Source organism: Bradyrhizobium sp. WSM4872 (assembly GCF_055811715.1).
On the sequence record NZ_JBVVPT010000008.1, the window covers coordinates 130102 to 153115 of the forward strand.

Below are 23014 nucleotides of genomic sequence, written 5' to 3' on the forward strand. Positions count from 1 at the left end.
CGCCTCAGGCGACGATGATGGCCATGGCTTCGCGACGGCGGACCGCGATGGTGATGCTGTCGACCCGCACGGCGATGGGGTCGCGCCCGACCAGCCCCTCGTGCAGGACCTCGACCCGTGCGCCCTCGACGAAGCCGAGCTCGATCAGCCGGCTCTCGAGCTCGATGTCCGAGAGCGCCGAGCCTGCGTCCTTGGGGGAAAGGTGCTGGATGACGCCGGTATAGCCGCGCTGGGCCAGGCCCAGCGGCATCTGCGGACGCGTATCATGGGTGTCGGTCATGCCCTGTATTTTCAACGCAGGGCATCGAGGTCAAGCGCGCTCGGTCGCTGAAACTGCACCTTAGAGTGATTTTAAAGTACCAGCTTCGTGACGGAGGTGATTGGCGCCAAGATCGGGCGCCAAGCTCGGCACCAAGACGGCTACTGGGCCGGGACCTTTTCCGCCTGGATGGCGGCCATGGCGCGGCTCTTGAAGTAGTCGAGCACGAACAGGCGGATCGCCGAGGACAGGTTGCCCTGCTGGCGGTTGCCGTCGATCTCGCCGACCAGCTCGGACAGCGTCATGTTGCGCAGGCCCGAGATCTCCTTCATGCCGTTCCAGAACGCCTCTTCCAGGCTGACGCTGGTCTTGTGACCGGCGACGACGATCGACCGTTTCACGACGGGCGACTTCATGGCTGCTCCTCGCGATCGATCTGGTGCTGGTCCAGGTGCGCCTTCGCCTGGTCCGCGCGCGTCTCCTCCGCCGACCGCTCCGCCTTCGTGCGGCCGAACTTCGTTCGGTTGGCGTCCGCCTGCTTCGCCGTGGCTTCCCGCTCGGCGCGCTTCCGGAAACGATTCAGGTTGATGACGTTCGCCATGTCGCGTCTCCATCATCCGATCCTCCGTGGGCAGGATGAAACATTCAGAAACTGTGCGCCGCACTGCGCCCAATGAGACTTGATCGCCATTCGCTTGTCCTCGTCAATCGACCCTTGGGCCATCAAACGATGAATTCCGCCCCGTGGGGGCGGAGGGGCTGCATAACACGCAATCCCGCCGCGACATTGACGGTAATCAAATCCCGTCCTTTAAGCCCTACATTTAATGGAGCCAGGGGCTCCGTATCATTACGGATGGCTATCGGAATTCGGAATTTATCCCGGGCTTGTCATTTTCTCGGGGCGCACCAGGCGGTCGAACTCCTCCGCCGAGACGAAGCCGAGCCGCAGCGCCTCTTCCTTCAGGGTGGTGCCGTTGGCATGCGCCGTCTTGGCCACCTTGGCCGCGTTGTCGTAGCCGATCTTGGGAGCGAGCGCCGTCACCAGCATCAGCGAACGCTGCATCAGCTCCCTGATGCGCTTCTCGTCGGCGCGGATGCCGCTGACGCAATGCTCGGTGAAGGAGCGCGCGGCGTCCGCCATCAGCCGGATCGAGTGCAGCATGTTGTAGGCCAGCACGGGCTTGTAGACGTTGAGCTCAAAATGGCCCTGGCTGCCGGCGACCGTGATCGCGGTGTGATTGCCGAACACCTGGCAGCACACCATCGTCATCGCCTCGCACTGCGTCGGATTGACCTTGCCGGGCATGATGGAGGAGCCCGGCTCGTTCTCCGGCAGCATCAGTTCGCCGAGGCCCGACCGCGGACCCGATCCGAGCAGGCGGATGTCGTTGGCGATCTTGAACAGGCCTGTCGCGACCGAATTGATGGCGCCGTGCGCCAGCACATAGGCGTCGTTCGACGCCAGTGCCTCGAATTTGTTGGCCGCGCTGGTGAAGGGCAGCTTCGTAATCCCGGCAACGTGCTTTGCGAACAGTTTTGCAAAGCGCGGCTTCGAATTGAGGCCGGTGCCGACGGCGGTGCCGCCCTGCGCCAGCGGATAGAGCTCCTTCACCGCGACCTTGAGCCGGGCGATTCCGCTTTCGACCTGCGCGGCATAGCCGGAAAATTCCTGGCCGAGCGTCAGCGGCGTCGCGTCCTGGGTGTGGGTGCGGCCGATCTTGACGATCTTTGCGAACTCCTTCTCCTTCTTGCGCAGCGCACGCAGCAATTCGCCGAGGGCAGGGACGAGATCGGCGGTGATGCGGCTCGCCGCCGCGATGTGCATCGCGGTCGGGAACGAGTCGTTCGACGACTGGCTCATGTTGACGTGATCGTTGGGATGCACCGGCTTCTTGGCACCGAGCTCGCCGCCCAGGAGCTCATTGGCGCGGTTGGCGATGACCTCGTTGAGATTCATGTTGCTCTGGGTGCCCGAGCCGGTCTGCCACACCACCAGCGGGAAATGATCGTCCAGCTTGCCCTCGATCACCTCGCGCGCGGCGCGGATGATGGCATTGGCGCGGCGCTGGTCGAGCAGGCCGAGCTCCTGGTTGGTCTGCGCCGCGGCGAGCTTGACGATGCCGAGCGCATGCACGAGCGAGATCGGCATGCGATCGATGCCGATGCGAAAATTCTGCCGCGAGCGTTCGGTCTGCGCGCCCCAATAACGATCGGCGGGGACCTCGATGGGGCCGAAGCTGTCGGTCTCGGTGCGGGTCGCCGGGCGCGAGGAGCCGTCGGTCTTCGAGCGGGAAATCTTCGAGCGGGAAGTTTTGGCCATGAGCACATCCATTCCGCCGCGCGAAATGCCACGCGGCCTCTTCATGTGCCTCTATATAGTGAGTTTGGCCGCCTGCGACGGGCGCCAGTCCGATCTAGATCATTTCTTGCGGAAACGATCCAATCGCACGACTTCGGCGCCGCCCTGGTTCGGAGCCGCCGGTTCTTCGGCGCCTTCTGCGGGCTCAGTGGCAGGCGTCGGCACCGCGACCGCGGACGGGGCGGGAGCGGCCGGCAATGTCTCGGCCGAGACGTCGGCGACATCGGAGGTCTCGAACTGGAGGCCGAATTTGACGGACGGATCGAGGAAGCTCTTGATGGCGCTGAACGGCACGATCAGCCGCTCCGGAATGCCGCCGAAGGACAGGCCGACCTCGAAGCGGTCCTCGAGCACGGTCAGATCCCAGAACTGGTGCTGCAGGATGATCGTCATCTCTTCCGGATATTGGGCCAGCAGCCGCGACGACAGCTTCACGCCCTCGGCCTTCGACACGAAGGTGATGAAGAAATGATGCTCGCCGGGCAGTCCCTGGGACGCGGCGTCGGTCAGCACCTTGCGCAACACGCCGCGCAGCGCGTCGCGGGCCAGCACATCGTATCGGATATGATCGGTCGCCATGGTGGTCCTGTTGCATTCCAGGAGCTGGGCCCTGCCGGCCCGACTCGCCAAGCCGCAATAGTACCGCGCCTGACGGGTCAACAGGAGTCCCCGCGGGGTAGGAAATAAGAGGTAAGTGGAGGCTTCTGTTGCCAGGTGCCTCCGAACCCCGCCTAACGGAGCTTAACCCGTTAGGACTTCAGAATGGTCTTTCAAACTGCGTTACGCAGCCTGAGCAACCGGAGCAAAGTTGTCGTTGGCAACTATTGCATAGCCCGATAACGGCGGAACAATACCGGGAAAAAGAACGCCCTTTACGCCCTCGTCGATCCTATTTCGCCCCCGCCAAAGCCCGCTTTCAGGGCTAGCCCGCTGGTGGGCTTTGGTGGAGGCGCCGGGTACCGCCCCCGGGTCCGAATGGTTTATTGCGACGACCGTTTATTTCCATAGCCGGCGAACCGGCACTCCCAATATAGGGGGCAAAGGTTTCAAATAACAGGTGTTTCGAGCGACCATTCCGAGGTTGCCTTGGGATAGGTTCCCGGCAGGCTTGGCCGCGCGCCGGCCGGCGTTCTAAGCTCCTGACATGTCCGAGGATTCCGCACCGGCTGCCCAACAACCAGTTCAAGAGCCGGACCGGCCAGCCACTCGCGCCGTTCCGCCCGGGCTGCTGGCGCTGTTTCTGGCCTTCGCGCGGATGTCGCTGGCGGGCTTCGGAGGGGTTTTGGTCTTCGCCAGGCAGGCGATCGTCGAACAGCACCGCTGGATGACGGCGGACGAGTTCAACGAGACGTTTGCGCTCTGCCATTTCCTGCCCGGGCCGAACATCGTCAATCTGTCGATGGTGTTCGGCGCGCGGCTGCGCGGGATCGCCGGCGGCATTGCCGCCTTTGCGGGGCTGTTGCTGCCGCCCACGCTGATCATGACGGTGCTCGCGATCATCTATGCCCGGTTCGGCGATGTGGAGGTGCTGCGCCGCATCCTCGCGGGCATCTCCTGTTCGGCCGTCGGCCTCTTGATCGCCGTGGTCTTCCGGATGATGACGCCGCTGCTCAAGCGGCTGGACGCCCTCGCGCTCGTCCTGATGCTGGGCGCCTTCCTCGCCATCGGCGTCCTTCGCCTGCCGCTCCAGGCTGTGCTTTTGGTCGCGATTCCCATCAGTATCGGCACTACCTTTCTGATGCGGCGGAAGGTAGCAGCATGAACGCGGAGAACCCGATTTGGGCGCTGATCTCGACCTTCGGTCTGATGTCGCTGTTCGCAGTCGGCGGCGCCGCGGCGGCGGTGCCCGAGATGCACCGCATCGCGGTCGATGTGCATCACTGGATGACCGACAAGCAGTTCGCCGACGCCTATGCGATCGCGCAGCTCTCACCAGGTCCGAACGTGCTTATCGTCACGTTAATCGGCTATGCTGTCGCCGGCATCCCCGGCGCCCTGGCGGCGACCTTGGCCATGTGCCTGCCCACCGCGCTGCTTGCCTATTATGTCAGCCGGCTTCTCAATCGGCCGAGCCAATCGCGCTGGCCCGGGCTGATCCAGGCTGCACTGGTTCCGCTCTCGATCGGCCTGATGGCGGCGAGCGCCCTGATCCTCGCCGAGTCGACCGATCGCACGCTTGCTGCGCTGCTCCTGACCGCGACGGTTGCGGTGGTCGCATCCGTCTCGCGCATCAATCCACTATGGATTTTGCTCGTCGGGGGCTTGTTGGGTTTTGCTGGCATTGTGTAATGAAAATGGCTAGGCAGGGATCCGGGCGGGGGCATCGATTTCCAGCCGATTAGAACAACAGTGCTCGTGGCTTACGGGTCGCGGAGGAGACATGCATGGCCGATACGATGGGCCACTCGGCGACAGCCAACCGAAACACCTCGGTGGTGATCAGCTTTTGTCTGCTGGCCATAGCGCCGCAGATTTTCGAATTCATCTGGTCGTTCGGGACGATCTTTGGCTGGGGCGCGGGACGCGGCCCGGCCGCCGTGGTGATCAGCCACGCTACGGCGCTGCTCGCGGGCGCGCCCGGCGCGTTGCTCGGGGCGGCAGGCGGTGACACGAAGAAGACGTCATCCGATGTGCTGCTGGCGCTGATCTATTCCTATCCGATCTTTGCGGTGGCGATTCTCACGTTCTTCATGACGATCAGGTCGGCGCAGGACTATGTCGGCGGAATCGTGCTGATGGCGCTCGCCCTGTTCGCACTGTGGGCCTCCAGCGATTTGCAGGGGATGCGCGGCTTCTCCTTTGGCGCCGGCACGGCGCCGCGGATGTTTGGCGGGCTCCTGGTTGCACTTGGCGCCGGCATTGCGTTGACGGGACTGCTGACCGACGGGCCGGCGATGGCGCACTATGCCTGGCGCGGGCCGCTCTTCGTGATGATCTCGATCGTCTTCTTCGCCCTGGCGATTCGTCCACTTGGCGTGGTGGTGACGGCGTTCACGAGCTTCCTGATCTCGGCGATGGGCACGCATGAGACGCGCTGGGTCGAAGCGATTATCGTCGGCGCCTGCCTGACGCTCGGCTGCGCGCTGCTCTTCCCCTATGTGCTGGGGCTGCCGATGCCGATGTTCCCGCGCTTCCTGGTTCAGTGAGGGTGTGATGTTCGATCTCTTCCACAATCTGGGCCTTGGTTTCGGTGTGGTGTTTCAGATCTCGTGGTGGTCACCCTGGTGGCTCTACGGTTTGTCGCTGCCGATCTCAATCAACATTCTCATGTGCCTGATTGGCGCATTGGTCGGCACGCTGGTCGGCGTGCTGCCCGGTATCGGCACCGTCGCAACCGTGGCGATGCTCCTGCCGATCACGTTCGGATTGCCGCCGGTCGGTGCGCTGATCATGCTCGCCGGCATCTATTACGGCGCCCAGTACGGCGGCTCCACCACCTCGATTCTGGTCAATATTCCCGGTGAGGCGACCTCGGTCGTCACCGCCATCGACGGTCACCAGATGGCGAAGCAGGGCCGTGCCGGCCCGGCGCTGGCGATCGCGGCGATCGGCTCGTTCTTCGCGGGCTGCGTCGCGACCGTGCTCATCGCCGTGCTCGGTGCGCCGCTGACCAAGCTCGCGCTGGCGTTCGGCCCGGCCGAATATTTCTCACTGATGGTGCTCGGCCTGATCTTCGCGGTGGTGCTGGCCAAGGGCTCGGTGCTGAAGGCGATCGCGATGATCGTGTTCGGCCTGATGCTGTCGATGGTCGGCTCCGACATCGAGACCGGCGCCTCGCGCATGGCGTTCAACATTCCGGAGCTTGCCGACGGTCTCGGCTTCGCGACGGTGGCGATGGGCGTGTTCGGTTTTGCCGAGATCATCCGCAACCTCGACGCCGGCGCCGAGATGAACCGCGACTTGGTGCAGCAGAAGATCACCGGCCTGATGCCGACCAGGAAGGACCTGATCGACTCGACGCCCGCGATCCTGCGCGGCACCGTGCTCGGCTCGATCCTCGGCATTCTGCCGGGTGGTGGCGCTGTCATCGCGTCCTTTGCGTCCTACACGCTCGAGAAGAAGATCGCCAAGAACCCGTCGCGGTTCGGCCGCGGTGCGATCGAAGGCGTGGCGGCGCCGGAAAGCGCCAACAATGCCGCGGCACAGACCTCCTTCATCCCGCTGCTGACGCTCGGCATCCCGCCCAACGCCGTGATGGCGCTGATGGTGGGTGCGATGACCATCCATGGCATCGTGCCGGGTCCGCAAGTGATGCAGAAGCAGCCGGAGCTGGTCTGGGGCATGATCGCCTCGATGTGGATCGGCAATCTGATGCTGATCATCATCAACCTGCCGCTGGTCGGAATCTGGGTGCGGCTGCTGCGCGTCCCCTACCGGCTGATGTTCCCCTCGATCGTGATCTTCTGCGCGATCGGCATCTACTCGGTGAACAACGCGCCGGTCGACGTCATCCTCGCAGGCGTGTTCGGTCTGGTCGGCTATTGGCTGATCAAGCACGATTTCGAGCCGGCGCCGCTGCTGCTCGGCATGGTGCTCGGACCGCTGATGGAAGAGAACCTGCGCCGCGCGCTGCTGATTTCGCGCGGCGACTGGAGCGTCTTCCTGACGCGTCCGCTGTCGGCCGTGCTGCTCGCGATCGCCGCTTTCCTCCTGGTGCTCACGGTGCTGCCCGCGTTGCGTGCCAAGCGCGACGAGGTGTTCACGGAATCCGAGAACTAAGGCGACCCGCCTCGTGTCGGGCGCGCCGTGGCTCGAACCCTCGCTGGCAAGTTGGCCAGCAGGATCAATCTGATAGAGGAGGGGCGGGACGCCGAGTTCCGCCCCTTGTCGTTTGCCCCGGGAACGCTCACTTTTCCGGGTATAATGCCTATCGACGGCGAATCGCCGCTGTCGCAGCGCGGGGGCGGCCGCTAAATTTACCGCCTCCCCAAAGGCTCACGCACATGCACCAGTATCAGGACCTGCTCGAGCGGATTCTTTCAGACGGCGCGGAAAAGACCGACCGCACCGGTACCGGCACGCTGTCGGTGTTCGGCCATCAGATGCGATTCAACCTGTCCGCCGGTTTTCCGATGCTGACCACCAAGCGCCTGCCGCTGAAGGCGATCGTGCATGAGCTGTTGTGGTTCCTGAAGGGCGATACCAACATCAAATATCTGCGCGACAACGGCGTCACCATCTGGGACGAGTGGGCCGACGCCAATGGTGATCTCGGCCCCGTCTACGGCCATCAGTGGCGCTCCTGGCCCGCGCCGGACGGACGCAGCATCGATCAGATCGCGAACGTGATCGACATGATCAAGCGCAATCCGGACTCGCGCCGCCTGATCGTCTCGGCCTGGAATCCGGCCGAGGTCGACAAGATGGCGCTGCCGCCGTGCCACTGCCTGTTCCAGTTCTACGTCGCTAACGGCAAGCTGTCGTGCCAGCTCTATCAGCGTTCGGCCGACGTGTTCCTCGGCGTGCCCTTCAACATCGCCTCTTATGCGCTGCTCACCATGATGGTAGCGCAGGTCACGGGCCTGAAGCCCGGCGACTTCGTGCATTCGTTCGGTGACACTCATCTCTATTCCAATCATCTGGAGCAGGCGAAGCTCCAACTCACGCGCGCGCCGCGCGCGCTGCCGGTGATGCGGATCAACCCCGATGTGAAGGATATCTTCTCCTTCCGTTACGAGGACTTTGAGCTCGTCGGCTACGATCCGCATCCGCACATCAAGGCCGCGGTCGCGGTCTGAAGCCGATGTCGCTCAACATTCGCCGTGTGCGTCCGGGAGAGGCCGGGCTGGTTCTCGCTTTCATCCGCGAACTCGCCGAGTACGAAAAGCTTTCGCACGAGGTCGAGGCGACCGAGGCTGACATCGCCGACGCACTGTTCGGCGAGAGACCGCAACTCCATTGCGCCCTCGCTGAGTGGAACGGCGAGCCAGTCGGCTTCGCGGTGTGGTTTGCGAATTTCTCGACATTCAGCGGCCGCCACGGCATCTATCTCGAAGATTTGTATGTGCGGACGTCGCATCGGGGCAGGGGCCTCGGCAAGGCACTGCTCGTGCACCTCGCCAGGGAATGCGTCGAGAACGGCTGGTCGCGGCTGCAATGGGCGGTGCTCGACTGGAACGCGCCGTCGATCGCGTTCTACAAGTCGCTCGGGGCCATCATGCTGGAGGACTGGACGCTGTGCCGCGTCACCGGGCCCGCGCTGACACGGCTTGCCGGGACCGCGACCTGATGGAGATCGTCTTCGTCGTCGCGATCGCGGAGAACGGCGTCATCGGCGCCGGCAACGCGATGCCGTGGCGAATGAAATCCGACATGGCGCGCTTCAAGGCGCTCACGATCGGCAAGCCCGTGATCATGGGCCGCAAGACCTTCGAATCCCTGCCCCGGCCACTTCCGGGCCGCACCAATATCGTCGTCACGCGCGATGCGGATTATCGCGCCGCTGGCGCCATCGTCACGACATCGACTGTCGACGCAGACGCCGTCGCGCGCGGCGATGCCCTGCGGCGTTCGGTCGCCGAGATCGCGGTGATTGGTGGCGCCGAAATTTATCGGCAATGGCTCGATCGCGCCGATCGCCTCGAGCTCACCGAAGTGCATGCGCGGCCCGAAGGCGACACGCATTTCGACATCGACAGGGCAGAGTGGGATGAGGTTGAGCGCATCCGTCATCCTGCCGGACCCCAGGACAGCGCCGACTACTCCTATGTGACATATCGTCGGCGGGCGGGCCATTAACCGCATTTGCCAATGTTAACATTGACTTTTCTGCCCCCAAGCTTAGCTCGGAGGGCGGCGAGGGCTGCGTTGTAAGGGACCTGCCTGTCCCCTATAAAGCCGGACCGGACAAAGCGGGCGGGGGCAATTTCACCCTGCCGAGGAGAGCGTCGAATGCCGTGGAAGAATCAGGGCGGTGGCCCATGGGGCTCGGGTCCGAAGGGGCCATGGGGCAACGGCCCGCAGCCGGTCGGGCCAAGGCCGCCGGATCTGGAAGACCTTCTGCGGCGCGGCCAGGATCGCCTCCAGCAGATCATGCCGGGCGGCTATTTCTCCGGCATTGGCATTACGTTGATCGTGCTGCTCATCATCGCGTTCTGGCTGCTGTCGGGCTTCTTCCGGGTGCAGTCCGAAGAGCTCGGCGTCGTGCTGCGCTTCGGCAAGCATGTGCGCACCGTCGAGCCCGGCCTGAACTATCATCTGCCCTATCCGATCGAGACCGTGCTGCTGCCAAAGGCATTGCGCGTGTCCACCATCTCCATCGGCATGACGCTGATCGACGATCCGGCGCGGCGCGGCCGTTCCATTCGTGACGTGCCGGAAGAGAGCCTGATGCTGACCGGCGACGAGAACATCGTCGACGTCGACTTCACCGTGCTCTGGCGCATCAAGCCCAATGGCGTCGGCGATTTCCTCTTCAACATCCAGAATCCCGAAGGCACCGTGAAGGCGGTGGCCGAGAGCGCGATGCGCGAGGTGATCGGCCGCTCGCAGATCCAGCCGATCCTGACCGGTGCGCGCAACGTCACCGAACAGGGCGTGCAGGAACTGATCCAGAAGACCCTGGACAGCTACGGCGCCGGCATTCAGATCAGCCAGGTGCAGATGCAGAAGGTCGACCCGCCGGCGCAGGTGATCGACGCCTTCCGCGACGTCCAGGCGGCGCGCGCCAATCTCGAGCAGCTGCAGAACGAGGCGCAGACCTATGCCAACCAGGTCGTGCCGCAGGCACGCGGACGTGCGGCGCAGATCATGCAGGCCGCCGAAGGCTACAGGGAGCAGACGGTCGCCGAGGCCAAGGGCCAGAGCTCGCGCTTCCTGAAGGTTTACGAGGAATACAAGAAGGCGCCCGACGTGACGCGTGAACGGATTTATCTGGAGACGATGGAGCGCGTGCTCGGCGGCTCGGAAAAGCTGATCTATGACGGCGGCCAGTCGGGCCAGGGCGTCGTGCCCTATTTGCCGCTCAGCGAACTGACGGCCAAGCGGCCGCCTGCAGCCGGCCAGCAGACGACCGGAGGCAACCGATGAGATCTCCGGTTACAGGCATCGTCACGCTGCTCGGCCTCCTGCTCGTCGTGATCGTGGGCTACATGTCCCTGTTCACGGTGGCGCAGACCGAGCAGACCATCGTGCTGCAGTTCGGCAAGCCCGTCGACGTCGTCACCGCTCCCGGCCTGCACTTCAAGGCGCCGTGGAATTCGGTGATCAACATCGACAAGCGCATCCTCGATCTGGAGAACCCGTCGCAGGAAGCGATCGCGTCCGACCAGAAGCGGCTCGTGGTCGACGCCTTCGCGCGTTACCGCATCAAGGACGCGCTGCGCTTCTATCAGAGCATCGGCTCGATCCAGGCCGCCAACATCCAGCTCACCACGCTGTTGAACGCGGCGCTGCGCCGGGTGCTCGGCGAGGTGACCTTCATCAACGTGGTCCGCGACGACCGCGAGAAGTTGATGCAGCGCATCCGCGATCAGCTCGACCACGAGGCCGACGGCTACGGCATCCAGGTCGTCGACGTCCGGATCCGCCGCGCCGATCTGCCGGAGCAGAACAGCCAGGCGGTCTATCAGCGCATGAAGACCGAACGCGAGCGCGAAGCCGCCGAGTTCCGCGCGCAGGGCGGCCAGAAGGCACAGGAGATCCGCTCCAAGGCCGACCGCGAGGCGACCGTGATCGAGGCGGATGCAAGGTCGCTGGCCGAGCAGACGCGCGGCGTTGGCGATGCCGAGCGCAACCGTCTGTTCGCCGAAGCCTACGGCAAGGATGCGGATTTCTTCGCCTTCTACCGCTCGATGACGGCCTATGAGAACGGGCTGCGCGCGAACGACACCCGCTTCCTGCTGCGCCCGGACTCGGATTTCTTCCGGTTCTTTGGTAACCCGTCCGGCAAGACGGCGACCACGACGCCGGCGAAGCCGTAAGTGAGACAAGGGCGGCAGGTCTGGCCGCCCTTCGTCCAGACAAGAACAGCACAACGGGAGGTTCCAATCCGATGAGGTCCATTGCGTTCACCGACTTCCTCATCGGTTTGGGCATCCTGTTCGTGCTGGAAGGCTTGATGTTCGCGGCAAGCCCGGCCTGGATGCGCAAGGCCATGAAAAGCGCGATGGCCACGCCGGACAATGTCCTGCGGGCGGTTGGCATTGGTTCGGCCGTGGCCGGCCTGATCCTGATCTGGGTTATGCGACGTCCAATTTAGCCGTCGCACCAACGCCAAAGTGAAGGCGAGGGACCGGTTTTCGCCTTATTATCCGGGTCTTGAGGCCCGTTAAGGTCCGCGCTTGCGCCGTCCCCCCGTTCGAGCGCAGTCTTGACGTCGAATCCTTGTTTCCTGGAGATCACAATGACCGCTGCCACCATTGCCCCGACCCGTTTGCGCTTAGGGCTGGCCGCGCTCGCCGTCGGCGCTTTCAGCGCATTCGGCACACCGGCCTATGCGCGCGGACCGGATGGCATCGCCGACGTCGCCGAGAAGGTGATCGACGCGGTCGTCAACATCTCGACCTCGCAGACCGTCGAGGCCAAGGGAGGCGGCGGCGGCAATGCCATGCCGCAACTGCCGCCCGGCTCGCCCTTCGAGGAGTTCTTCGACGACTTCTTCAAGAATCGCAAGGGTCCCGGCGGCGGCAGCAAGGGCGGCGAGAACGGCCCCGCGCCGCGCAAGACCAACTCGCTCGGAAGTGGCTTCATCATCGACACGTCAGGCGTCGTCGTCACCAACAACCACGTCATCGCGGATGCTGACGAGATCAACGTCATTCTCAACGACGGGACCAAGATCAAGGCCGAGCTGGTCGGAGTCGACAAGAAGACCGACCTTGCCGTGCTCAAGTTCAAGCCGTCGAAACCGCTGGTGTCGGTGAAGTTCGGCGATTCCGACAAGCTGCGCCTCGGCGACTGGGTCGTCGCGATCGGCAATCCTTTCAGCCTCGGCGGCACCGTGACGGCCGGTATCGTCTCGGCGAAGAACCGTGACATCTCGTCAGGTCCCTATGACAGCTACATTCAGACCGACGCCTCCATCAATCGCGGGAATTCCGGCGGTCCGCTGTTCAACCTCGATGGCGACGTCATCGGCGTCAACACACTGATCATCTCGCCGTCCGGCGGCTCGATCGGCATCGGCTTCGCCGTACCGTCGAAGACGGTCGCAGGTGTCGTCGACCAGCTCCGCCAGTTCGGCGAATTGCGCCGCGGCTGGCTGGGCGTGCGCATCCAGAGCGTCACCGACGAGATCGCCGAGAGCCTCAACATAAAGCCGCCGCGCGGCGCGCTGGTTGCCGGCATCGACGACAAGGGCCCGGCCAAACCGGCCGGCATCGAGCCCGGCGACGTCGTCGTCAAGTTCGATGGCAAGGACGTCAAGGACCCCAAGGATCTCTCTCGCGTGGTCGCGGACACCGCGGTCGGCAAGGAGGTCGACGTCGTCATCATCCGCAAGGGTCAGGAGGAGACCAAGAAGGTCACGCTCGGGCGCCTCCAGGATGCCGACAAGGTGCAGGCCGCAGTGAAGACCGACGAGCCCGCGCCTGAAAAGACTGTGACACAGAAGGCGCTCGGCCTCGATCTCGCGGCGCTGAGCAAGGATCTGCGTACGCGCTACAAGATCAAGGACAGCGTCAAGGGCGTGGTCGTCACCAATGTCGACGCCAATTCGGATGCCGCCGAGAAGCGCCTCTCTGCCGGCGACGTCATCGTCGAAGTCGCGCAGGAGGCCGTCTCCAGCGGCGCCGACATCCAGAAGCGGGTCGACCAGCTCAAGAAGGACGGCAAGAAGTCGGTGCTGCTGCTGGTGTCGAACGCCGACGGCGAGCTGCGCTTCGTGGCGCTGAGCGTGCAGTAGGCGCACGAGTCGCCACACATTCACTGTCATGCTCCGCGAAAGCGGGGCATCCAGTACGCTGCGGCTTTTCCGTATCCTCGCCCTGTCTTTGGAACACTGGATCACCGCTTTCGCGGGTGATGACAGTGGAGAGGAGACTACCCCTCCACGAACTCCTCGCGCCGATACCCCTGCGCATACAGCAGCGCAGTGAGATCGCCGTGATCAATGCGCGCCGCCGCAGCGGCGGCAACTGCGGGCTTGGCGTGATACGCCACGCCCAGGCCCGCCGCCTGGATCATCGCGAGATCATTGGCGCCGTCGCCGACCGCCAGCGAGTCCACGTCGTCGAGATCGAACGATTCCATCAGATCCACCAGAGTCGCGAGCTTTGCCGCGCGCCCCAAGATCGGCTCCTTCACCTCGCCGGTGAACTTGCCGTCGCGGACGACGAGCTCGTTGGCGCGGTTCTCCTGGAAACCGATCCTGGTGGCGACCGCACTGGTGAACAGCGTGAAGCCGCCGGAGACGAGACAGGCATAGGCGCCATGGGCGCGCATGGTCGCGACCAGTTCGCGGCCACCCGGCGTCAGCGTAATGCGCTTGGCCAGCACCTCGTCGACGGCACTGGCGGGGAGGTCCTTGAGCAGCGCGACGCGCTCGCGCAGCGCCGGCTCGAACTCGACCTCGCCGCGCATCGCACGCTCGGTGATGGCTGCCACATGGGCCTTCACCCCGACGAAATCGGCGAGCTCGTCGATGCATTCCTGGCCGATCATGGTGGAATCCATGTCGGCGAGAAAAAGCTTCTTGCGCCGGAGGCCGACTGGCTGCACGACGATGTCGATGGGGAGGTCGCCGCGAAGTTCGCGGAGCCGCTGCTCGATGGCGTGACGGTCGCCTTCGAGGTTACTGTCGGCGCCGAAGGGGATGTCGACTGCAACCCCGTCGAACAGCCAGTGCGCGGGAGCTGCCTGAGGCAGCACGGCGCGGGCGCCGTCGACGATGGTCGAATCGAGCGCGGGATTATTCGGATTGCAGATCAGCGTGGCAACGAGGGACATTTGAGGTTTTCGTGAGCGAGGGGAAAGTCGGCAGAAGGCATGTTGGCAAGGCGGTGCTTATCGCAGGCCCGACCGCCAGCGGCAAGTCGGCGCTGGCGCTCGAGCTTGCGCTCGCTGCGAGCGGGGTGGTGATCAATGCCGATTCCATGCAGGTCTACCGTGACCTCCGCATCATCACCGCGCGCCCCTCACCTGGCGACGAGGCGCAGGTGCCTCATCGCCTCTACGGCCATGTCGATGCGGCCGTGAATTTTTCGGCTGGCGCCTGGGTGGGCGACGCGGCCAAGGCGCTCGAAGAGGCGCAAGCCGAAGGCCGCCTGCCGATCTTCATCGGCGGCACCGGGCTCTATTTCAAGGCGCTGACGGCGGGTCTCTCCGTGGTGCCGCCGATCCCCCCCGAGGTGCGCGAGGACGTTCGAGCGCGGCTGGAGCGGAACGGCGTCGAGGCGCTGCATGCGGAACTCGCAGCCTCCGATCCGCGAGCCGCCGCGCGATTGAACCTGCGTGATCGCACGCGCATTGCGCGCGCGATCGAAGTGGTCGAAGCCACCGGCCGTTCGCTGCTGGACTGGCATCATGAGGGCCAGCCGCCACTCTTGCCCAAGGACAGTTTTCGCGCGGTGTTCCTCGCGCCCGAGCGCGACGAGCTCTATGCGCGCATCGACGCCCGCTTCGACGCCATGTTGGGGGCTGGCGCGCTGAAGGAGGTCGAGCGTCTCGCCGCCCGAAATCTCGATCCGCTGCTGCCGGCGATGAAGGCTCATGGTGTGCCGGCCCTGATCCGGCATCTGCGCGGTCAGCTCAGCCTGGAGCAAGCGGCCAGCATCGGCCGAGCCGATACCCGCCACTACGCCAAGCGGCAGTTCACCTGGTTCCGGCACCAATTGCCCGAATTCGAGTGGGTGAAGCCGGAGCAGACGAGGGGCTGGTTGGCCGCGGCCGTGAATGCGGCCCGCGACCCCGGCTGACACGCTTTTGTGCCTCGGCTCTCGAATTTACCTCTCGCCCAACCCCGGGAACACCGCTACACTGCCAAAATCGCGCGGGAACGGCCGCATTGCCTTGACATCGAGGCGCTGGCCGCTATGTTTCGCGCAACCTTTGGGAAGCCGGGCACCTGCCATGCGTAACATTATTACCAAACTCCTTATCGCCGTCGTACCCAGGCACACCGCCGGGGGTGGCTAGCTGCCATCCACATGACAGGCGGTGTGCATGGGGCCCTCTTCGGGGCCTTTTTTATTTCCGAAAACCCGACACGAACGAAGCCGCTGACCACAGCGCATCCGGAGCAAGCCATGAGCGACAAGAGCCACGATCCGAACCAGATGACCGGCGCCGCGATGATCGTCCGCGCGCTCATCGATCATGGCGTGACCGACATTTTCGGCTACCCCGGCGGCGCGGTGCTCCCGATCTACGACGAGATCTTCCAGCAGAGCGAGGTCCAGCACATCCTGGTCCGCCACGAGCAGGGCGCGGGCCACGCGGCCGAGGGCTATGCGCGTTCGACCGGCAGGCCGGGCGTTGCACTGGTGACCTCCGGCCCCGGCGCCACCAACATGGTGACGCCGCTCACCGACGCGCTGATGGACTCGATCCCGTTGGTCTGCATCTCCGGCCAGGTGCCGACGCATCTGATCGGCAACGACGCGTTCCAGGAATGCGACACCGTCGGCATCACGCGCCCCTGCACCAAGCACAACTGGCTGGTGCGCGACGTCAACGATCTCGCAAAGGTGCTGCACGAGGCATTTTACGTTGCGACCACGGGTCGGCCGGGCCCTGTGCTCGTCGACGTGCCGAAGGACGTGCAGTTCGCGACCGGCACCTATCATCCGCCGCGCAAATCCGACGTGCATCGCTCCTACGCGCCGCGCGTGAAGGGCGATGCGACTCAGATCCGCAAGGCCGTGGCGCTGCTCGCAGGCGCCAAGCGCCCCGTGATCTACAGCGGCGGCGGCGTCATCAATTCCGGTCCCGAGGCAACCAGGCTGCTGCGCGAGCTGGTCGAGGTCACCGGCTTTCCGATCACCTCCACGCTGATGGGCCTCGGCGCATATCCTGCGTCGGGCAAGAGCTGGCTCGGCATGCTCGGCATGCACGGCACCTACGAAGCCAACATGACAATGCATGATTGCGACGTCATGTTGTGCGTCGGCGCGCGCTTCGACGACCGCATCACCGGCCGCGTCGACGCGTTCTCGCCGGGTTCGAAGAAGATCCACATCGACATCGACCCGTCTTCGATCAACAAGAACATCCGCGTCGACGTGCCGATCATCGGCGACTGCGGCAACATCCTCGGCGACATTCTCCAGGTGTTCAAGGCGGAGGCGAAGAAGCCCGACATCAAGGCGTGGTGGCAGCAGATCGCGCAGTGGCGCGCCCGCAACTCGCTCTATTACAGGAAGAGCAACGACGTCATCCTGCCGCAGCACGCGATCCAGAGCCTGTTCGAGGCGACGCGCGGCAAGGACACCTACATCACCACCGAGGTCGGCCAGCATCAGATGTGGGCCGCGCAGTTCTACGGCTTCGAGGAGCCGCATCGCTGGATGACCTCGGGTGGTCTCGGCACCATGGGCTACGGCTTGCCGGCCGCGGTCGGCGTGCAGGTTGCCCATCCCGACAGCCTCGTCATCGACATCGCGGGCGATGCCTCGGTGCAGATGACGATGCAGGAGATGTCGACGGCGGTACAGTACGAGCTGCCGATCAAGATCTTCATCCTGAACAACCAGTACATGGGCATGGTGCGGCAGTGGCAGCAGCTGCTCCATGGCAATCGCCTGTCGCACTCCTACTCGGAAGCGATGCCGGACTTCGTCAAGCTCGCGGAAGCCTATGGCGGCGTCGGCATCCAGGTGCACAAGCCCGGCGATCTCGACGGCGCCATCCAGGAGATGATCTCGGTCAAGCGCCCGGTGCTGTTCGACTGCCGCGTCGCGTCGCTGGAAAACTGCTTCCCGATGATCCCCTCCGGCAAGGCGCACAACGAGATGCTGTTGCCGGAGCAGGCGAACGACGAAGCCACCGCAAAGGCGTTCGCCGGCGGCAAGGCGCTGGTGTGATGTGATGTTCGACCTGAACGAGCTCGAACGCGCACATGCGATCGTGGGGCAGGCGGTGCCGGCAACGCCGGCGCACGCCTGGCCGCTGCTCGCCGAGCGGCTGGGCACGCAGATCGTGGTCAAGCACGAGAATCATACGCCGACGGGCGCCTTCAAGGTGCGCGGCGGGTTAGTCTATCTCGATCGGTTGAAGCGCGAACGGCCGAACATTCCGGGCATCATCTCGGCGACGCGCGGCAATCATGGCCAGAGCCTCGCCTTTGCGGCGAGCCGCCATGGCGTGCCTGCCGTGATCTATGTGCCGCGCGGCAATTCGGTCGAGAAGAACCGCGCGATGAAGGCGTTTGGCGCCGAACTCGTTGAGCACGGCGAGGACTTTCAGGCCGCACGCGAGGAAGCCGGGCGCCACGCGCAGTTCGCCGGGCTGCACATGGTGCCGTCTTTCCATACGGACCTGGTGCTGGGCGTGGCGACCTATGCGCTCGAATTGCTCCGGGCCGCGCCGGATCTCGACATTCTCTATGTGCCGATCGGGCAGGGCTCGGGGATCTGCGGCTGCATCATGGCGCGCGATCTGCTCGGCCTGAAGACCGAGATCGTCGGGGTGCAGTCGACCGAGGCGCCGTCCTATGCGCTGTCGTTCGCGGCGAGCCACGTCGTGATCACCGAGACCAGCAACACGCTCGCGGACGGCATGGCGACGCGGATTCCCGATCCGGAAGCGCTCGCGATCATCCTCAAGGGCGCATCGCGTATCGTCCAGGTGACGGACGATGAGATCGCGCTCGCGATCCATGCGCTCTGGACCGACACGCACAATCTCGCCGAAGGCGCCGGCGCCGCCGCGCTCGCCGCGGCGCTTCAGGAAAAGGCAGGTCTGTCGGGCAAGCGCGTCGGTCTCGTGCTGTCCGGCGGCAATATCGATTTCGATCTGTTCCGCGGTTGGGTCGGGACGGATGCGCCGGTCGCTCGTCGGGCGACGGCGTAACGACGAGAATGAAGGGGACGACAATGAACCAGCCCGCATCCGCCTATTTCATCGAGGAGCGCCACGACCCGAACGAGACGCACACGCTTTCGGTGCTCGTGCAGAACGAGCCCGGCGTGCTCGCGCGCGTCATCGGCCTGTTCTCAGGGCGCGGCTACAACATCGAGAGCCTTACGGTCTCGGAGACCGAGAGCCAGAAGCATCTCTCGCGCATCACCATCGTCACCACGGGTACGCCGATGGTGATCGAGCAGATCAAGCATCAGCTCGACCGCATGATACCTGTCTATCGCGTCGTCGACATGACGCTGACGAAACGCTCGATCGAGCGCGAGCTTGCGATGGTCAAGGTGCGCGGGCAGGGCGAGCATCGCGTCGAGGCGCTGCGGCTGGCGGACGCGTTCCGCGCCCGCGTGATCGACGCCACCACCGAGAGCTTTGTGTTCGAGATCACAGGCAATACAGACAAGATCAATCAGTTTATCGACCTGATGCGTCCGCTTGGCCTCGTCGAAGTGTCGCGCACCGGTGTTGCCGCGATTGGTCGCGGGCCTGAAGGAATGTGAACCATGTTGGCGCGCGACTGGTATTACAACGAGCGGAACCGGATGGGGATCGGGCCTGCAGTGGCCTCGATCTACGACAGTCACGACGATGCCGATCTGCGGGCGCGCACCGCGCTGAAAATGCTCGGCGTCCAGCGCGGCTGGCGCATCGCCGACATCGGTTGCGGCAACGGCGTGCTCGCGACCGAGGCCGCCCTGATGGGCGCCGAGGTCGACGCCATCGACATCTCGCCCGCAATGCTGGCGCTCGCCGAGATCTATGCGCGGGACCGCAAGGCGCCCGTGCGCACGCAGTCCGCCGGCCTGCTCAGCTTCGCCTACCGGCCGGAATCCTATGACCTGATCGTCAGCGAGTTCACGCTGCACCATCTGCCGGATTTCTGGAAGGCGGTGGCCATGTCGCGGATCTATCGCGCGCTCAAGCCCGGTGCCACGTTCTATTTGCGCGACATCGTCTACGCCTCGATGCCCGACGCCGTCGAGCGCGACGTCGATCAATGGGCCGACTTTGAGATCAAGAACCACGATGTGCCGCGTGAAAGCGTCGTCACCCATATGCGCGACGAGTATTCCACTTTCGGCTGGGTCATGGAGCGGATGCTGACCGACGTCGGCTTCACGATGGTCTCGGCCGATTACCACGCCCCGATGCACGGCACTTATCTGCTGCGGAAACCCAATTCTTCCACGTAACGGCCGGCGAGCACGGCTCGACCAGAACAACAAACAGGGCTGCACGACAGGGCAGAACCGGGAACGACAATGAAGCCGGCCGACATCCTCATCGCCATCCTGGTGGCGGTCATCTGGGGGCTTGCCTTCGTGGCGAGCCGGATCGCGCTCGACGAGTTTTCGCCGGAGCTGATGACGGCGATGCGCTTCACCATTGCCGCGGTCCCGTGCCTGTTCATTCGCAAGCCCAAAGTCGCCTGGTCGCTCCTGTTCGCGATCAGCTTTACGCTCTTTCTCGGTCAGTTTCTGAGCCAGGCCTATGGCATCGCCCATGGCGTGCCGGTGGGCCTGACCAGCGTCGTCGTGCAGAGCCAGGCGCTGTTCACGATCGGCTTTGCCGCGATCGCATTCGGCGAGCGGCCGACGCCAGTGCAAACGCTGGGCATCGTCATCGCAGCAATCGGCCTTTTGATGATCTGCGGCACGGTCGGGTATGATTTCAGCGTCGGTGCTTTCGCCGTGCTGATGATCGCGCCGGTCAGCTTTGCGCTCGGCAATATCCTGCTGAGAGGCGCCCGCGGCGTGCCGATGTTCGATCTGTTCGCCTGGTTGTGCCTTGCCACCGCGGTGCCGCTGTTCGCGCTCACGCTGGTCGTCAACGGACCGATGCCAACCTGGCAGTCGCTGATCCACATTTCGCTCACCGGCTTCATTTGCATGCTGTTGATCGGCGGCATCTCCACCAGCATCGCCTATTGGCTATGGGGCCGGCTGCTGCGTGACTATCCCACCGCGCAAGTGGTGCCATTCGCGCTGCTGGTGCCGTTCGTCGGCTCGGCTGCGTCCAGCATCGTGTTCGGCGAGCGGTTCGGTCCGCTGCGCCTCGCCGGCATGCTCACCGTGATCGGCGGTATCGCGGTGATGGTGCTGGCGAAGCGCCCCGAGGCGGTATCCCAGAGAACCACAGCCGAAGGCCGTGTGAGGTGAGCATGTCCCAGTCGCTGCTGTATGCCTTCCTCGCCTTCATGGCCGTGATGTATTTCACGCCTGGGCCGAACAACATCATGTTGCTGTCCTCCGGGCTGACTTATGGCTTCCGTCGCACGATTCCCCACATCGCCGGCGTCGTCATCGGCTTCGCCTTCATGATTTCAGCTGTCGGCCTCGGGCTCGGCACAGTGTTTCTGGCCTATCCGATCCTGCAGACCATTCTGAAATATGCCGGCGCGGCCTATCTGATCTATCTTTCCGCCGTGATTGCTTTGTCCGGCCCGACCACGCCGGAGGGCGAGACCGGCCGCGGCCCGATGACCTTCTGGGGCGCGGCGATGTTCCAGTGGATCAACGCCAAAGGCTGGGTGATCGTGATCGGCACAATCACCGCCTACGCGGCGATTGCCCAATTCCCCATCAATATCGCGATCCAGACCCTGGTCAGCCTACTCGTCGGCGCGGTCTCGACCGTGGTCTGGGTCCTGTTCGGCACTGCACTGCGGCCGGTGCTGACCTCCGAGCGGCTGGTCCGCGCCTTCAACATCCTGATGGCCATCCTGCTGCTGGCGTCCCTCTATCCCGTGATCATGGATGCATGATGCCCCGGCTTTCCATGCAGAAACGGGTTTCCCAGGGGGCCGAAAATGCTCTAGACAGCCCCCGAAATCCGCAAATTTCACCGTCCGAGACCTGACTGACAAGACCTGACCAACGGCCGATTCCGGCCCCTGAACGAGGAAACGACCATGCGTGTTTATTACGATCGCGACGCCGACCTGAACCTGATCAAGGGCAAGAAGGTCGTCATCGTCGGCTATGGCAGCCAGGGCCACGCCCATGCGCTGAACCTGAAGGATTCCGGCGTCAAGGACGTGGCGATCGCGCTCCGCAAGGGTTCGGCCTCGGCCAAGAAAGCGGAAGCTGCCGGCTTCAAGGTGATGGAAGTCGCCGAGGCCGCCAAATGGGCCGACCTCGTCATGATGCTGACCCCGGACGAGCTCCAGGGCGACATCTACCGCGAGCACCTGCACGACAACATGAAGAAGGGCGCAGCGCTCGTCTTCGCGCACGGTCTCAACGTCCACTTCAACCTGCTCGACCCGCGCGCCGATCTCGACGTTCTCATGATCGCGCCGAAGGGCCCCGGCCACACCGTGCGCTCGGAGTATCAGCGCGGCGGCGGCGTGCCCTGCCTGATCGCGATCGCCAAGGACGTCTCGGGTAACGCCCACGACCTCGGTCTGTCCTACGCCTCCGCCGTCGGCGGCGGCCGTGCCGGCATCATCGAGACCACCTTCAAGGAAGAGTGCGAGACCGACCTGTTCGGCGAGCAGGTTGTGCTCTGCGGCGGCCTGGTCGAGCTGATCAAGGGCGGCTATGAGACCCTGGTCGAAGCCGGCTACGCCCCGGAGATGGCCTATTTCGAGTGCCTGCACGAGGTGAAGCTGATCGTCGATCTGATCTATGAAGGCGGCATCGCCAACATGAACTACTCGATCTCCAACACCGCGGAGTACGGCGAGTACGTCACCGGTCCGCGCATCGTCACCGACGAGACCAAGAAGGAGATGAAGCGGGTTCTGAACGACATCCAGTCCGGCAAGTTCGCCCGCGACTGGATGCTCGAGAACAAGGTCAACCAGACCTCGTTCAAGGCGACCCGCGCCAAGCTCGCCGAGCACCCGATCGAGGAAGTCGGCGCCAAGCTGCGCGACATGATGCCCTGGATCAAGAAGGGCGCGCTGGTCGACAAGAGCAAGAACTAAGCCGCGGTCGTTCGGATGCGGCGTATCGGTTACGCCGCATCTGGACACGCGAGCGAAAACACAAGCTTCGCTCGCCAAACCAATTCTTAAATCTTCGCGACTATATTCGAGCGAGATCGCAACCAGCGGTCTCGCTCTTTTCGTCTCGCGCGAAGCATTGCTGCTTCATTCAAATTCTTCGCGAGCTAAAGTGCTCCCCGAGCACGAAGAACTGACGCTTAAACCACATTCTTGGTCTCGCGTTGTTTTTCGGAGTTTCCTGGAAGCTCCCGATCCTCAAAAGCCGAGCGTCTTCAGAGTCAAGGATTCGGCTCTTCATCCATATCTTCATGGTGCAATCGATCTCACGCCGCGACGTTCGCGCCTCGCTTCACCTTAAGACCTGACATCTGGGGCGTCTCCTTGACCGGTGGACGGCATTGCGTCCCGGCACCTTTCCCCTGCATGA

25 protein-coding genes and 1 other RNA gene are annotated in these 23014 nt (G+C 64.1%); 19 read left to right on the top strand and 7 right to left on the bottom strand.

What is annotated here, in order from left to right; genetic code table 11:
- Positions 1-4: 4 nt before the first annotated feature.
- From AC0L3C_RS13865 to ssrA, 6 genes are all read right to left on the bottom strand, one after another.
- A complete protein-coding gene (locus AC0L3C_RS13865; RefSeq protein WP_473260564.1) occupies positions 5-280 on the bottom strand; it encodes a FeoA family protein in 276 nt (91 codons plus the stop codon).
- Positions 281-420: 140 nt separating this feature from the next.
- On the bottom strand, positions 421-675 hold the full coding sequence (locus AC0L3C_RS13870; RefSeq protein WP_007600962.1) for a ribbon-helix-helix domain-containing protein: 255 nt from the start codon (positions 673-675) through the stop codon (positions 421-423).
- Positions 672-860, bottom strand: coding sequence for a DUF4169 family protein (locus tag AC0L3C_RS13875; protein WP_063995290.1), 189 nt, complete (start codon positions 858-860; stop codon positions 672-674). The genes AC0L3C_RS13870 and AC0L3C_RS13875 overlap by 4 nt, the downstream gene beginning before the upstream one ends.
- 276 nt (positions 861-1136) lie before the next feature.
- Positions 1137-2594, bottom strand: coding sequence for a class II fumarate hydratase (gene fumC, locus AC0L3C_RS13880; RefSeq protein ID WP_473279140.1), 1458 nt, complete (start codon positions 2592-2594; stop codon positions 1137-1139).
- Positions 2595-2681: 87 nt separating this feature from the next.
- Positions 2682-3200, bottom strand: a complete 519-nt coding sequence (locus AC0L3C_RS13885) for an SspB family protein (RefSeq protein ID WP_473260562.1) — start codon at positions 3198-3200, stop codon at positions 2682-2684.
- A 114-nt stretch (positions 3201-3314) separates the two neighbouring features.
- Positions 3315-3681: a transfer-messenger RNA gene (gene ssrA, locus AC0L3C_RS13890) on the bottom strand.
- Between the two features lie 84 nt (positions 3682-3765).
- Between ssrA and AC0L3C_RS13895 the strand changes: the two genes are divergently transcribed.
- The 11 genes from AC0L3C_RS13895 (at position 3766) to AC0L3C_RS13945 (ending at position 13464) form a co-directional block, all read left to right on the top strand.
- Positions 3766-4383, top strand: a complete 618-nt coding sequence (locus AC0L3C_RS13895) for a chromate transporter (RefSeq protein WP_473408240.1) — start codon at positions 3766-3768, stop codon at positions 4381-4383.
- Positions 4380-4910 carry a chromate transporter gene (locus AC0L3C_RS13900; RefSeq protein ID WP_027519544.1) on the top strand — a complete coding sequence of 177 codons (531 nt, stop codon included), beginning with the start codon at positions 4380-4382 and terminating at the stop codon, positions 4908-4910. The genes AC0L3C_RS13895 and AC0L3C_RS13900 overlap by 4 nt, the downstream gene beginning before the upstream one ends.
- Positions 4911-5005: 95 nt before the next feature.
- A complete protein-coding gene (locus AC0L3C_RS13905) occupies positions 5006-5767 on the top strand; it encodes a tripartite tricarboxylate transporter TctB family protein (protein ID WP_473408241.1) in 762 nt (253 codons plus the stop codon).
- Between the two features lie 7 nt (positions 5768-5774).
- Entirely contained in the window at positions 5775-7340 is a 1566-nt protein-coding gene (locus tag AC0L3C_RS13910) for a tripartite tricarboxylate transporter permease (protein WP_275173492.1), read from the top strand.
- A 224-nt stretch (positions 7341-7564) separates the two neighbouring features.
- The gene (locus tag AC0L3C_RS13915; protein ID WP_007613362.1) at positions 7565-8359 is read left to right on the top strand and encodes a thymidylate synthase; all 795 of its coding nucleotides are present in this window, start codon (positions 7565-7567) and stop codon (positions 8357-8359) included.
- Between the two features lie 5 nt (positions 8360-8364).
- A complete protein-coding gene (locus tag AC0L3C_RS13920; protein ID WP_473408242.1) occupies positions 8365-8850 on the top strand; it encodes a GNAT family N-acetyltransferase in 486 nt (161 codons plus the stop codon).
- Positions 8850-9359 carry a dihydrofolate reductase gene (locus tag AC0L3C_RS13925; protein WP_473408243.1) on the top strand — a complete coding sequence of 170 codons (510 nt, stop codon included), beginning with the start codon at positions 8850-8852 and terminating at the stop codon, positions 9357-9359. The genes AC0L3C_RS13920 and AC0L3C_RS13925 overlap by 1 nt, the downstream gene beginning before the upstream one ends.
- 153 nt (positions 9360-9512) lie before the next feature.
- Entirely contained in the window at positions 9513-10649 is a 1137-nt protein-coding gene (gene hflK, locus AC0L3C_RS13930; protein ID WP_473260547.1) for an FtsH protease activity modulator HflK, read from the top strand.
- On the top strand, positions 10646-11542 hold the full coding sequence (gene hflC / locus AC0L3C_RS13935; protein ID WP_473260545.1) for a protease modulator HflC: 897 nt from the start codon (positions 10646-10648) through the stop codon (positions 11540-11542). The genes hflK and hflC overlap by 4 nt, the downstream gene beginning before the upstream one ends.
- Before the next feature lie 71 nt (positions 11543-11613).
- A complete protein-coding gene (locus AC0L3C_RS13940) occupies positions 11614-11820 on the top strand; it encodes a DUF2065 domain-containing protein (protein WP_007613351.1) in 207 nt (68 codons plus the stop codon).
- Positions 11821-11964: 144 nt separating this feature from the next.
- Positions 11965-13464, top strand: coding sequence for a Do family serine endopeptidase (locus AC0L3C_RS13945; RefSeq protein WP_473408244.1), 1500 nt, complete (start codon positions 11965-11967; stop codon positions 13462-13464).
- A gap of 137 nt (positions 13465-13601) precedes the next feature.
- Here the strand turns inward: AC0L3C_RS13945 and serB are convergent, their stop codons facing one another.
- Complete coding sequence (gene serB / locus AC0L3C_RS13950) at positions 13602-14507, bottom strand: phosphoserine phosphatase SerB (protein ID WP_473260541.1); 906 nt, start codon at positions 14505-14507, stop codon at positions 13602-13604.
- A gap of 11 nt (positions 14508-14518) precedes the next feature.
- Here serB and miaA point away from each other — a divergent pair, with 11 nt between their 5' ends.
- The 8 genes from miaA to ilvC all read left to right on the top strand — a co-directional run bounded on the left by miaA (position 14519) and on the right by ilvC (position 22566).
- Positions 14519-15475 carry a tRNA (adenosine(37)-N6)-dimethylallyltransferase MiaA gene (gene miaA, locus AC0L3C_RS13955; protein ID WP_473408245.1) on the top strand — a complete coding sequence of 319 codons (957 nt, stop codon included), beginning with the start codon at positions 14519-14521 and terminating at the stop codon, positions 15473-15475.
- A gap of 330 nt (positions 15476-15805) precedes the next feature.
- Entirely contained in the window at positions 15806-17581 is a 1776-nt protein-coding gene (locus tag AC0L3C_RS13960) for an acetolactate synthase 3 large subunit (RefSeq protein WP_027570800.1), read from the top strand.
- A 4-nt stretch (positions 17582-17585) separates the two neighbouring features.
- Complete coding sequence (locus AC0L3C_RS13965) at positions 17586-18569, top strand: threonine dehydratase (RefSeq protein WP_473260538.1); 984 nt, start codon at positions 17586-17588, stop codon at positions 18567-18569.
- A gap of 23 nt (positions 18570-18592) precedes the next feature.
- Complete coding sequence (gene ilvN / locus AC0L3C_RS13970) at positions 18593-19135, top strand: acetolactate synthase small subunit (protein WP_007613340.1); 543 nt, start codon at positions 18593-18595, stop codon at positions 19133-19135.
- A gap of 3 nt (positions 19136-19138) precedes the next feature.
- A complete protein-coding gene (locus tag AC0L3C_RS13975; protein ID WP_473408246.1) occupies positions 19139-19828 on the top strand; it encodes a class I SAM-dependent methyltransferase in 690 nt (229 codons plus the stop codon).
- A 69-nt stretch (positions 19829-19897) separates the two neighbouring features.
- Complete coding sequence (locus AC0L3C_RS13980; protein ID WP_473408247.1) at positions 19898-20794, top strand: EamA family transporter; 897 nt, start codon at positions 19898-19900, stop codon at positions 20792-20794.
- Positions 20795-20796: 2 nt separating this feature from the next.
- The gene (locus AC0L3C_RS13985) at positions 20797-21399 is read left to right on the top strand and encodes a LysE family translocator (RefSeq protein WP_473260531.1); all 603 of its coding nucleotides are present in this window, start codon (positions 20797-20799) and stop codon (positions 21397-21399) included.
- A 147-nt stretch (positions 21400-21546) separates the two neighbouring features.
- Positions 21547-22566, top strand: a complete 1020-nt coding sequence (ilvC, locus tag AC0L3C_RS13990) for a ketol-acid reductoisomerase (protein WP_007600992.1) — start codon at positions 21547-21549, stop codon at positions 22564-22566.
- The last annotated feature ends 448 nt before the right edge of the window (positions 22567-23014 follow it).